3 protein-coding genes (1 of these 3 running past the window's edge) are annotated in these 13,653 nt (G+C 67.8%); all 3 read right to left on the bottom strand.

The window, feature by feature from the left end:
• Tightly spaced (each overlapping or abutting the next), the 3 genes in view from J3U87_RS24675 to J3U87_RS24685 form a layout consistent with a single transcriptional unit that may run on beyond the window.
• A complete protein-coding gene (locus tag J3U87_RS24675; protein WP_237378450.1) occupies positions 1-6,627 on the bottom strand; it encodes a non-ribosomal peptide synthetase in 6,627 nt (2,208 codons plus the stop codon).
• On the bottom strand, positions 6,624-13,406 hold the full coding sequence (locus tag J3U87_RS24680; protein WP_237378451.1) for a non-ribosomal peptide synthetase: 6,783 nt from the start codon (positions 13,404-13,406) through the stop codon (positions 6,624-6,626). The genes J3U87_RS24675 and J3U87_RS24680 overlap by 4 nt, the downstream gene beginning before the upstream one ends.
• Positions 13,403-13,653, bottom strand: partial view of a non-ribosomal peptide synthetase gene (locus tag J3U87_RS24685; protein WP_237378452.1) — the final stretch only. 3,118 nt of this gene lie beyond the right edge of the window; the window shows 251 of its 3,369 coding nt (coding positions 3,119-3,369); its start codon lies beyond the right edge, outside the window — the gene reads right to left on this strand; its stop codon occupies positions 13,403-13,405. The genes J3U87_RS24680 and J3U87_RS24685 overlap by 4 nt, the downstream gene beginning before the upstream one ends.

Below are 13,653 nucleotides of genomic sequence, written 5' to 3' on the forward strand. Positions count from 1 at the left end.
TCATGCGAATTGTTCCAACGACTCGAGGAACTCCTCGACGCGGTGCTCGGGCACCTCTTCCACCAGCGCCGGCAACTCGTCCTCGTCGCAGGCCAGCGCACGTGCCTTGAGCACCTCGAAGGCGAAGGCCTCCAGCACCGGCGACTCGAACAGCACCCGAATCGACAGCTCGATCCCGAAGCGCTGCTGCAACTGGGTGACGATTTGAACCGCGGGCAGCGAACTGCCGCCCAGCTCGAAGAAGTTCTGACCCCGGCCCACACGTGCCAGACCCAGCACGCGGCACCACACCGATGCCACCATGCGCTCGTTCGGCGCCTGGGGCTCCTCGATCGGGGTCGCCGCGGGCAGCTCGCCGGGATCGATGGCCCGCAACGCCTCGCGGTCGATCTTGCCGTTGGGCGTCAGCGGCATGGCCGCCAGCGGGACCAGGGTTCGCGGCACCAGGTACTCGGGCAGAGCTTGGCGCAACTGATGGCGCAGCACCGACGGTGAGGCATCCCCGCGGTCGGCGTAGTAACCGACCAGGTAGGGAATCCCGTCGTCCGGTCTCATCACCAGGACCGCGGCCTGCTCGACGCCCTCCAACCCGGTCAACGCCGCTTCGACCTCGCCCGGTTCCACCCGGAACCCGCGAATCTTGACTTGGTCGTCGCCGCGGCCCAGGAACTCGATCTGGCCGTCGGCCAGGCGGCGCGCGCGGTCGCCGGTGCGGTACATGCGCGCTCCGGGCTCCGCGCCGAGCGGCAGGGGTAACCAGCGTTCGGCGGTCAGGTCCGGTCGGTTGAGATAGCCGCGACCCAGACAGGCCCCGGAGATGTACAGATCGCCCGGGATGCCCACGGGCAAGGGTTGCAGATAGGGATCGAGGATGTGGAGGTCCACCTGGTCGATCGCTCGGCCGATGGGCACCCGCGATCGGATCCGTCGTTCCTTCTCGAAGGGCCAGATCGAAGCGATCACCGTCGTTTCGGTAGGGCCGTAGGTGTTGCACAGGGCCACGCGGTCCTCGGCCTTTCCGACCCAGCGCGACAGTGCGCCCTCGGTGCACTCCTCGCCGCCGATGACGACCATGCGCAGGTTGGCGGGCAAGGCGCCGGGATGGCGCATCCAAAACGACCAGTAGGCGGTCGGCAGGTTGGCCACCGTGATCGTGCGCTTGCGCAGCCAGGTCTCGAATGCCGAGGGGGTCATGTCGCCGTCGTCGGGGTAGGGAACCAGGCAGGCGCCCACCAGCAGCGTCGGCAGGACCTCTTCCACCGAGATGTCGAAACTGACCGAACTGAATTGCAGCACCCGATCGTTCGGCGTGAGGCCGTAGACGTCGATCGCGTTGCGGTTGTGGTTGATCAGCGCGCCGTGCTCGATTACGACGCCCTTGGGTTTGCCGGTCGATCCCGAGGTATAGATCAGGTAGGCCGGGTGCTGCGGCAGCGTGCGGCGATCGGGATCGTGGTCCGCCGCGGCTTCGAGCATGCCGGCATCGCTTTCGAGGCACAGGGCCGGGTACCCGGCGCCGCGGAAACGGGCCGTGTAGGGCGATTTGGTGAGCACCAGCGTAGGCCGGGCGTCGGAGAGCATCCACTCCAGGCGCTCGGGCGGGTAGTTGGGGTCCAGTGGCAGGTAACAGGCGCCGGCCTTGAGCACCGCCAGCATGGCCACCACCAGATGGGGGCCGCGCTCGAAACACAGGGCCACTCGAGATTCGGGTCCCACCCCGCGCTGCCGGAGCACGTGGGCCAGGCGGTTGGCGCGGCGGTTCAGTGCCGCGTAGCTCAGTGTTTGGGTGTCGAAATCGACCGCGATCGCCTCGGGCGAGCGCGCCACTTGGCTCTCGAAGAGATCCGGCCAGGTGGACGGCGACTCGGCGGGCGTCGACTCGATCGGTGAGACCGGCCGCGGCAACGCGTTCGCCGGTTCCGCGATCGGCAGGAATCCAATCGGCCGCCGCGGATCGGCGGTGATCGCTTCCAAAAGATGGTGGTAGTGGCGCAGCATGCGTTGAACCGTTTCGCGCTCGAACAGGTCCGTGTTGTACTCCATCGAGCCGTGCAGGCCCGCGTCCGATTCCAGCAGCGCGAAGGTCAGGTCGAACTTGGCCGAGGTGTTCTCGAAGCCCCAGGTACTCACGTCCAGGCCGGCCAACTCGCTGCCGCCGCCCTGGGCGTGCTGCACGTTGAACATCACCTGGAACCACAGCGAGTGGCTCAGGTGGCGCTCCGGTTGGAGCACGTCGGCCAGTTGCTCGAAGGGCAGGTCCTGGTGGGTGTAGGCCCCCAGGCAGACTTCCTTGACCTGGGCCAGGAGCTGGAAGAACGAGGGGTTGCCCGCCAGGTCGGCGCGCAGCACCAGTGTGTTGACGAAGAAGCCGATCAGGCCTTCCAGCTCGCGCCGGGTTCGGTTGGCGATGGGCGAGCCGATCGCGATATCGTGCTGGCCCGAATAGCGCGCCAGCAAAATGTAGAAAGCGGCGAGCAGGGTCATGAACAGGCTGACGCCCTGGTCGCGGCTGATGGCGCGCAGGCGCTCGGCCAGATCCGCCGAGATGCGGAATCCCTCGTTGGCACCGCGGTGGGTCTGAACCGGCGGTCGCGGATGGTCGGTGGGCAACTCCAGCGGTGCCAGATCTTTCAACTGTTCCGACCAGTAGGCCAAGTGACGGCGGACCACTTCGTCCTGAAGCACGTCGCGCTGCCAGAGTGCGAAATCGGCGTATTGTACCGCCAGCTCCGGCAGGGGCGAAGGACGATCCGCCGCGAATGCTTCGTAGAGCGTCGTGAACTCGTGGACCAACACGCCCAGGGACCAGCCGTCGGAGATGATGTGATGCATTGTCGCCAACAGCACGTGGTCTTCCGAATCGAGCTGGATCAGCATGACGCGGAACAGGGCGTCGCGGGAGAGGTCGAAGGGGCGCATGGCTTCCCGCTGCACCAAATGGGCCGCCTCGGCCTCGCGCGTCTCGACGGGTAGGTGGCGCAGATCGACGTTTTCGAGGTCCAGGCCACCGGGTTCCGCGATCACTTGGACCGGGCCCTCCGCATCCTCCGCGAAGTGGGTGCGCAGACTCTCGTGGCGGATCAAGATCGTTTCGATCGCGCGAATCAGGGCCTCGCGGTGGAGGTCGCCGCGCATGCGCAGCGCGGCCGGAATGTTGTAGGTGGCGCTGTGGCCTTCGAGCTTTTCCAGGAACCACAGGCGTTGCTGGGCGAAGGACAGCGGAATCCGCTCCGGCCGTGGTCGCGGCTCGATTCGCTCCGGTTCGGCCGTGGAGGTCGCGGGGCGCAGGCGACCGGCCATGGCGGCCACGGTCGGCGCCTCGAACAGGTCGCGGACGGCCACCGTGCGGCCCAGCCGCTCCTGGATCAGCGACACCGCCTGCGTCGCCAAAAGCGAATGACCGCCCAGGTGGAAGAAATCGTCGTGAATGCCCACCCGAGGAACGCGCAGCAACTGGCGCCAGATCTCGGCCAGCGCCTCTTCCTCCGCCGTGGTGGGCGCCACGTAGGTTTGGGCCGGCGCGGTGGGGCCCTCGGGAGCGGGCAACGCCTTGCGGTCGAGCTTGCCGTTGGCGGTCAGCGGCAGCGCCGCCAGGAGCACGAAATCGGCCGGTACCATGTAGTCCGGCAGGTGACGGCTCAGTTTGCGGCGCAGCGCGTCCGGGTCCAAGGATTCTTCGGGCCCCACCAGCCAGGCCACCAGGCGCGGATCACCGGGGCGATCCTCGCGGGCCAGCACGACCGCTTCGCGTACATCCGCCAGTTCCAGTAACCGGGCCTCGATCTCGCCGGGCTCGATGCGGAACCCGCGCAATTTGATCTGGTGATCGACCCGTCCCAGGAACTCGATGTTGCCGTCGCGCAGATAGCGGGCGCGGTCGCCGGTGCGGTACATTCGCGCTCCGGGTTGTGGCGCGAACGGATCGGGCACGAAGCGTTCGGCGGTCAGTCCGGGTCGGCCCACATACCCGCGCGCCAGGCCGATGCCGGCGATGTGCAGCTCGCCGTGTACGCCGCGCGGAACGGGGCGGCCACGGCCGTCGAGGATGTAGAGCCGGATGTTGGCGATCGGCCGGCCGATGGGCACCACGCCGTAGGGGCGCGACTGCTCGCAGGGCCAGGCGCTGACGTCGATCGCCGCCTCGGTGGGCCCGTAAAGGTTGTGCAGCGTCGCCTTCAGCCGCTGGCGGAAGCGGCGGCAGGTCTGGTCCGGCAGCGCTTCGCCGCTGGCGATCACGCGCACCAGCGAATCACAGTCCGAAACTCCTGGCGTTTCCAGGAAGGCGCGCAGCATCGAGGGCACGAAGTGCATGGTGGTGACGCCGTGGCGTTGGATGAGCGCGATCAGGCGCAGGTTGTCGCGATGGTCGCCGGGCGCAGCCAGCACCAGGCGCGCACCTTGGATCAAGGGCCACAGGAATTCCCAGATCGAAACGTCGAAGCTGAACGGCGTTTTCTGGAGCACCACGTCGTCCGCGGTCAGGCCATATTCGGCCTGCATCCATTGGAGGCGGTTGAGGAGTGCGCGATGGGGAATGCCGGCGCCCTTGGGCACGCCGGTCGATCCCGAGGTGAAAAGCACGTAGGCCAGGTTGGCTCCGTCGACGGCAACCCTCGGTGGCTGGTCCGGTGCTTCCGGAAGTGGCCGATCCAGAAGGATCGAGGCCACCGAGCCGGGCAGCAGATCCACATGGCGGGCGTGGCCCAGGACCACACGGGGTTGGCCGTCCGCCACCAATCGCGCCAGACGGGCGGTGGGGTACTCCGGGTCCAGCGGCAGCCAGGCCGCGCCGGCCTTGAGGATCGCCAGAATCGAGATCACCATGTCCGGGCAGCGTTCCAGGCAGATGCCCACCCGATCCTCGGGTCGCACGCCGCGCGCCATCAGCACGTGGGCCAGGCGGTTGGCGGCCCGATCCAGTTCCGCGTACGTCATCACCGCATCTTCGAACAGTAGGGCGGGCGCATCCGGGGTGCTGTGTGCCTGAGCCTCGAACAGCTCGTGCACCCAACCTTCGTGCGGGAAGTCCCGATCGGTGCGGTTCCAGGACCGGATCAGTTCGAGCCGTTCCGGCCGGGCCAGCAACGGGATGTCGCCGAGTCGCGAATCCGGGTCCGCGATCGCATGGGTCAGCACCCGCACCAACATCGCCTGCATGTTGGCGACGCTGTCCCCATCGAACAGTTCGGTACTGTACTCCAGGAAGCCGTGCAGGCCGCGATCGTCCTGCTTCAGCGAGAGCAGCAGGTCGAATTTGGCCGTCACCGTGGGGCGGAACAGGGGGCGCTTGGTCAGTCCCGCCAGATCGAATCGATCGCCCGGTTCCAGTTCGAGATTGAACATCACCTGGAACAGCGGAGCCACGCCCAGTTTCCGCTCCGGCGCGACGATCTGGACCAACTGTTCGAAGGGCACGGCGCGGTGTTCGTTGGCTTCCAGGGCCACTTCCGCCACCCGCTCGGTCAGCGTCGAGAAGGACTCGCCCAGATCCAGTTGCGCTCGCAGGACCAGCGTGTTGATGAACATGCCGATCAGGTCTGCGCATCGGGCCTCCGCGCGATCGCTCACCGGCACCCCGACCACCAGGTCCGTCTGGCCGGAGAGGCGGGCCAGCAGGAGATCGAAGGCCGCGAGCAACACCGAGAACGGCGTCGTGGCGCGCTGCCCGCAAAAGGCGCGAATCGCGGTCCACAACTCCGCATCGATGCGGAACTCGTGCACGGCGCCCTCGTGGCCGCGTCGAGCCGGGCGAGGGCGGTCGGTCGGCAACTCCAGCAGGGGCGGCAGGTCGGCCAACCGGCGTTTCCAGAAGTGTAGCGATTGGGCCAAGCGCGGGCCGCCCACCTGGTGGTGTTGCCAGTGGGCGAAGTCGGCGTACTGGATCGGCAGTTCGGGCAGCGCCGCAATGCGGTCACCCTGTAGCGAGCCGCTTCCGGAAGCGCCGTAGAAATGGGCCAGCTCCACGAAAAACAGCTCCAGGGAGAGACCGTCGGCGATGATGTGGTGAATCGTCAGCGCCACCACCCAATCGTCGTCGGCCAACCGGATCAGCGTCATGCGCCAGGGAGGAGCGGCTTCCAGGTCGAACGGCCGGCGCATGTCGGCATCCAACAATCGGCTCAGGTGGGTTTCACGGACGGACGCATCGTGGCTGCCGAGATCTTCGAAGATCAATGCCGCGCGGGGCTCCGGATCGATGACCTGGACCGGTCGTCCCTTGTGGCGTTCGAAGCGGGTGCGCAGCGCTTCGTGGCGCCGCGCCACCGCTCGGGCGGCGTCTTCCAGGTCGGGACGGGACAGCACGCCACCGAACCGCCAGGCGACGGGAATGTGGTAGGCCCCGGTCGCGCCTTCCAACTGTTCCAGGAACCACAGTCGTTGCTGGGCGAAGGACAGCGGCAACGGCTGATTCCGATCAACCGGGCGCGGTCCCTTGGGGGCGGCCTCGCGGTCGGGCGCCTGGCGGCCGAGGAAGGCGACGATATCGGCCTTGGTCGCGGCCAGATCCGCCCGCAACGCCGCGGTCATGGCACCCTTCGGCGCCGAGAAGCGGAGTTTCTCGCCCTCCAGCCAGAGGTTGATCCCGGCCCGACGCAGCCGCGACAGCAGATCTTGCACGTTGCTCATATCTCCCCCAGTTCCAGGTCGTCATCGGATTCGGTACCGTGCTCGGCGCCCACTGCGGCCAACCGGCTTTCGGCCAGCCACAGCCGGTTGGCGACCTGCTCGGCCAGATCTTCCAGCACGGGCGTGCGGAACAGGTCCCGCATGGCCAAGGTCACGCCGAACCGGCGCTGGATGTCCGCCACCATGCGGGCCGCCGAGAGCGAATGACCGCCCAGTTCGAAGAAATGGTCGGCCAGACCGATGCGGGGCGCCTCCAGCAAGCTTTCCCAAATCTCCGCCAGGCCGCGCGCCACGTCGTTGTTGGGCGCTTGGAACGGTGGCCGCGTTGGAGGCGTCGATTCGGGTGCGGGCAAGGCCGCCCGGTCGAGCTTGCCGTTGGCTGTCAGCGGCAGCCCTTCCAGCGCGAGGAAGTCGGCCGGCACCATGTAGTCCGGCAGTTGGTTGGCCAGGCCTTCGCGCAGGGTGGCGGTCGCCACGGGCTGCGCCTCGAAGGTCACGTAGGCCGTGAGGCGCGGATCGCCGGGGCGGTCTTCGCGCAGCGACACCACGGCCTCGCCGACGCCGGGCTGTGCCCGCAGGCAGGCCTCGATTTCGCCCAGCTCGATGCGGAAGCCGCGCAGCTTGATCTGGAAATCGGTGCGGCCGAGGAACAGAATGTCGCCGTCGGGCCGGAACGCGGCCAGGTCGCCGCTGCGGTAGAGCCGTGCACCCGATTCGCCGCTGAGGGGATCGGGCACGAAGCGTTCGGCGGTCAGGGCCGGTCGGCCGCGGTAGCCGTCGGCCAAGCCAATGCCGCCGATGTGTAGCTCGCCCGGAACCCCCACGGGAACCGGGTTGCCCAGCGGGTCCAGCAGGAAGATGCGGGTGTTGGCGATGGGGCGACCGATCGGTAGCGGACCCGTTTCGGGCGCTTGTGTGGCGGGCCAGCAGGTGACGTCGATGGCGGCCTCGGTGGGCCCGTAGAGGTTGAACAGCGCCGCGTTCATGGTGGCGTGGAAGGCCTCGCGGGTCGCTTCGGTCAGGGCCTCGCCGCTGACGATCACGCGTTTCAGGCCGGTACAAGTCGACGCGCCTGGTGTTTCCAGAAAGGCCTGGAGCATGGGCGGCACGAAGTGAAGCGTCGTGACCCCGTGCTTGCGGATCAGCTCGATCAGGCGCGGGTTGTCGCGGTGTTCGCCGGGACCCGCCAGCACCAATCCGGCGCCGGTCATCAGGGGCCACAGGAATTCCCAAACCGAGACGTCGAAGGAGAACGGCGTTTTCTGGAGGACGCGATCGGTGTCGGTGAGCCCGAACCGCGCCTGCATCCACTGGAGCCGGTTGGCCAGCGCGCGGTGCGACAGGCGCACGGCCTTGGGACGGCCGGTCGAGCCGGACGTGTAGATGGTGTAAGCGGGCGATTCCGGCCAGACCGGGGCCCGAACGGGTTCGCTGGAGGCCTGGGACCATTGGGCTTCCGGCCCGTCCAGCATCATTTTCTGCGCCGGGGCGTCGGGCAACCGCGCCGCAAACGCCTCCTGGCAGAGCACGATCTCCAGGCCGGCATCCTCCGTCATCAGTGCCAGGCGTGCCGGTGGCAGTTCCGGATCCAGCGGCAGCCAGCAACGCCCACTCTTGAGAATGGCGAGCATGGCGACGACCATTTCGAACGAACGCTCGGCGCACAACCCGATCGGGAGATCGGGCGCGGGGTTGCCGTGCAGGATATGGTGGGCCAGTTGGTTGGCACACGTTTCCAGCTCCCCGTAGCTCAGCGAGCGGTCGCCCATGACGAGCGCCGTCGCCTCCGGTCTCCGGCTGGCCTGCTCGCGGATCCAGTCGTGAACCAGGCCCGTTTGCGGGTACTTTGTCCGGGTGTCGTTCCAGGTGGTCAGCAGGGTTTCGCGCTCCTCGGCAGAGAGCATTGTCAGTGCCGACGCCTTCGCCCCCGGTTGGGCGCAGATCTCCGCCAGCAGGGTGCGATAGTGGCGAGCCATGCGCGCCACCGTCTCCCGCTCGAAGAGTTCGGCGTTGAAGGCCAAGGTCGCGGTCACCTGATTGGGGCGCTGTTCGATCGTCAGGTGCAGGTCGAATTGTGCCGCGGGCAATGGCAACCGCTCCGGGCGCACCTTCAACCGCGGCGGAAACTGCCGGAACGCGCGTGGCTGGTCCAGCGCGAACATCACTTGGACCAGTGGTCCGTGGCTCAGGCTACGGCGCGGGCGGACCGCCTCCACGATCTGCTCGAACGGCGCTTCCTGATGGGCGTAGGCGTCCATGGCGGTGCGTCGGACCGCGTCGAGGATGGCCGTGAAGGGTTGCTGCTCGTCGATCTCGGTGCGCATGACGAGCGTGTTGATGAAACACCCGAAAGCCGATTCGGCGCGCGACTCGTGGCGGTTGGCGACGGGTGTGCCGACGGCGATGTCGGAACGGCGGGCGTAGCGGGCCAGCAAGAGTTTGAAGGCCGCCAACAGCACCATGTAGGGCGTCGCCTCGGCCTCCCGCGCCAGGTCGCCGACCTTGCGCCACAGATCGTTGGCGAGGGGGAACTGGTGCCAGTCGCCGGCCTGGCCCAGCTCGGCCGGACGGGGCTGGTCGGTGGGCAGTTCCAGGAGCGGCGGCAGGTCGGCCAGGTGTTCGCGCCACCAGGCCAGTGCCTCGTCGTGGCGGGGCCGCTCCAGCGAGAAATCGGCGAATTGCGCCGTATCTTCGGCCTGGCGCGGCTCGGCGCCGATCTTGAGCGCGGTGTAGGCGGCCCACAAGTCGTTTTGGAAGAGGTCCATCGACCAGCCGTCGGCGATCATGTGGTGGAAATAAGCCAACAGGCACCAGGATTTATCGCCGCGCTGGAACAGGCAGGTGCGCATCAGGGGTCCCTCGGCCAGGTCGAAGGTCTCGACCACGACGGTGCGCGTCAGGTCGCGCAGGGCCTCGTCGTCCGATTCCGCACTGGTGCCGCGCACATCCACCTGACGCAGGGTCACCTTGCTCGCGGGCAGGATGCGCTGGTAGCCGCGCCCCTCCTCCTGGTAGAAGACGGTGCGCAGGGACTCGTGCTGATCCACCAGCGCGGTCAGGGCGCGCTCCAGGACGGGCACGTCCAGAACGCCCTGGAGGTGGAGCAACAGCGGAATGTGGTAGGCGGGGCCGGCCGCGTCCATTTGGTCCAGCAGCCAGAGCCGCAGTTGGCTGGAGGACATCGGCAGAGGCCGGCCGTGGTCGCGGTGTTCCGCCGACGTTGCGGCAACCGAGGTGCCTTTCGCGTCGGCCTCTTGGGTTGCCAGCCAGGCCGCCAGTTGGCGCGGGGTCGGATGGGCGAACAGCGCTTCCAGGGTCAGTTCGAACTTGAAGCGCTCGCGCACCCGCGATGCCAATTGCAAACCGGGCCGCGAGGCGCCGCCCGCCCGGAAGAAATCCGTGTCGGCGTCGGCCTCGGCGATGCCCAGCACGTCGACGAACATGGCGCACACCCGGTCTTCCACCGTTTGCGGGGAGCCCGCGTCGGCCGTCGCCTCGGGGGAATCCTCGGGTGAGGGCGCCAATTCGGGGAAGCGTTCCACCATGCGCGCCGCCAGCTTTTCGACCGTCAGCGTCTCGAACAGCAGGTTGACCGGCACGTCGACACGCAATTCGTCGAGCATCCGGAACACCAAACGGGTGGCCAGCAGCGAGTTGCCGCCCAGGTGGAAGAATTCGTCGGTGATGCCCACGCGCGGGACCTTCAGCACCTCGGCCCAAATGGTCGTGAGCCGTGTTTCCAACGCGGTGCGCGGCACCACGTGGCGGGCCTCGGTGGCTTGTGCCGGCTCGGGAACCGGCAGGGCCTTTCGGTCGATCTTGCCGTTGGGTGTCAGCGGGAAGGCGTCCAGGTTCACGAACTGGCTGGGCACCATGTAGTCGGGCAGGGCGGCCTTGGCCCAGTCGCGCAGTTCGATGGCGACCACCGGCCCCGGCTGACCCACCAACCAGGCGACGAGCCGCTTTTCGGCCTGGTCCTCGCCGCCGTCGATCACGGTCACCACCGTCTCCTTGACGGCGGGGTGTTCCAGCAGGCGCGCTTCGATCTCGCCCAGCTCGATGCGGAAGCCGCGCAACTTCACCTGGAAATCGACGCGGCCCACGAAGACCAGCCGCCCGCCTTTTTCGTAGCGGCAGCGGTCGCCGGTGCGGTACAGACGCGCCCCGGGCTCACCGCCGAAGGGGTCGGGGATGAAGCGCTCTGCCGTGTGGCCTGGCCGACCGCAGTACCCGCGCGCCACGCCCGGGCCGCCGATGAACAGCTCGCCGGGCGCTCCGGTCGGGATCGGATTCAGGTCGGCGTCCAGCAGGTAGAGCCGGTAGTTGGGCACGGGTTGGCCCAGCGGCAGCGGTACCTGGTCTTCCGAGGCGATGGCCGCCACGGAAGCCCAGATGGTGGTTTCCGTCGGGCCGTAGAGGTTGTAGAGACCCGCGGTCTTCTCGACGAGCCGGCGGGCGAGCGGTGCGTTCAGCGCCTCCCCGCCGCACAGCGCCTTGAGACGCGGCAACTCGCCGTCGCCCAGGCTGTCCATGAGCAGGCCCCAAAAAGGCGGGGTGGCCTGGATGACGGTTACGTCGTGTTCGCGAATCGTCGCCAACATCCGGCGGCCGTCGAGCGTGTCCTCGCGGTCGGCGATCACGATGCGGCCGCCCTGGATCAGGGTCAGGTAGAAGTCGAGGCCGGCGATGTCGAACGACACCGAGGCCACCGCGAGCAGCGTGTCCGCGGCGTCGATGGGAAGCTGGGTCCGGGCCGCGGTCATGAAATGGGCAAGGTTGGCGTGGCTGATCTGCACGCCCTTGGGACGTCCCGTCGAACCGGACGTGAAGATGGTGTAGGCCAGTTGGTTCGGGAGCGGCGCGTTCGCGGCGGGCTGAACCGATTCGGCCTCGTCAGCGAGCGGATCGTCGAGGCAAAGGTGCGGCAATCCCGAAGGTAAGGCGTCCGTCAGCGAGCGCTGGGTCAGTACCAGACGCGGAGCTGCGTCCTCCAGGATCGTCGCGATTCGTTGGGCGGGGTAGAAGGGATCGAGAGGGATATAGGTCCCGCCCGATTTGAGCACCGCCAGCAGCGCGACCAGCAGGTCGGGTCCGCGCTCCAGGAACACCGCCACCGGCGTTTCGGCCGCGATGCCGCGGGCCGCCAGCGTCACGGCGAGGCGATCGGCCGCGCGGTTCAGTTCGCCATAGCTCAGATTGCCCCTGGCGCTGATCAGCGCGGGCCGGTCCGGATGGCTTCGGGCCCGATCCTCGAACAGATGGTGGACGAAGAGGCCCTCGGGCACTTCGACCGGCTCGGAGGCCAGCCCCTTGGTGAGGAAGGCCACCTCTTCGGGCGCCATGTAATCCAGGGAGCCCAGGCGACGGTCGGGATCGGCCGCGATCGCGTGGAGCAGGCGGGTGAAGTGCGCCAGCACGCGTTCGATGGTGCGCTCGTGAAAGATATCGGTGTTGTATTCCATTTCGCCCCAGATGCCGTCGTCCAATTCGCTGAGCGAGAGCGACAGGTCGAACTTGGAATACTGCAAGCCGCGAAAATGGGGTTCCACCGCCACTCCTGGCAGGGACAGGTCCCCGCGCGGCGCGTTTTGGAGCACGAACATCATCTGGAACAGGGGCGCGTGGGCCAGACTGCGCTCCGGATTGAGGCGCTCCACCAATTGTTCGAAGGGCACGTCCTGATGGGCGTAGCCGTCCAAGGTGGTGCGGCGTACCTGGGCCAGGAACTGGTTGAACGTGAGGTGGCCGTGGGCCTCGGACCGCATCACCAGGGTGTTGGCGAAGAGGCCGATCAGGCCCTCCAACTCGTGCTGGGTGCGGTTGGCCAGGGGCGTGCCCACCGCGATGTCGCTTTCACCGGAGTAGCGGAACAGCAGCGTCTTGAACGCGGCCAGCAGGGTCATGAACAGGGTGGCGTCCTGGGCCCGGCTGAGTGCGCGCAGCCGCTCCAGCAGGTCCTTGGGCAGGCGGAAGGGCACCACGGCGCCGCGAAAGCTCTGGACCTTGGGGCGCGGGAAATCGGTGGGCACCCGCAACAGCGGCGGCAGGCCGCCGAGCTGCTTCAGCCAGTAGTCGATCTGGGCCTGGAAACCCTCGTCGGCCACGCGATCGCGCTGCCACTGGGAGAAATCGGCGTATTGGATGCGCAGCGGCGGCAGTTCGACGGTGCGCTTCTCGAGCGCGGCGCCGTAGTGGGTCACGAATTCGCCGATCAGGACGCCCGAGGACCAGCCGTCGGTGACGATGTGGTGCAGCGTGATCAGCACCAGGTGATCTTCGGCCTCCGTGCGCACGACACTGACGCGAATCGGCGGACCCACCTCCAGGTCGAAGGGCTGCTGGGCCTCCTCGTGGGCCAAACGATCGCGTTCGGCCTCGCGCTCGTCCGGGGAAAGGTCGCTCAGGTCCACCAGCGGGATGTCCAACCGGTGATCGGGCATGATCTGTTGGACGGGATCGCCGCCGCGCGACAGAAACCGCGTGCGCAACGGCTCGTGACGATCCACCAGGGCCTGGAAGGCCGAACGCAGGGCCGTCATGTCCAGCGCGCCCTTCGCGCGCCAGGCCATCGGGATGTTGTAGGCCGCCCGCGACGCTTCCATGCGATCCATGAACCAGAGCCGCTGCTGGGCGAACGACAGCGCGAAGTCCGACCGTTCGCGGCCGAGGCTCGGGATGCCCGTCGGCTGGGCCCGGTCCGGATTCTTTTCGAGGCGCTTCAACAGCAGCGCTCGCTTTTCGGGGCTCAGCGCCGCGAGTCGTTGGCTGAGGTCTTTCATTTGGACGTCCTTTCTACGCGGGGCCGGCGCACCAGTTGGCGGCGTTGTTTCATGGCCGCCGCGCGTTGGCGCTGGGCGCGGTCGAGCGCCAGGTTGCGGCCGGGTTCGGCGCCGCCCATGCCGGTCAGGTACTCGGCCAGGGCGCTGATGGTGGTGTAGCGGAACAGGTCCAACAGCGAGCAGGGCTTGGGAAACGCCTTGCGGATGGCGGCGTGCACGCGCGCCAGCAGCAGCGAGTGGCCGCCCA

It is taken from the genome of Sulfidibacter corallicola, from assembly GCF_017498545.1.
Taxonomy (GTDB): Bacteria; Acidobacteriota; Holophagae; order Acanthopleuribacterales; family Acanthopleuribacteraceae; genus Sulfidibacter; species Sulfidibacter corallicola.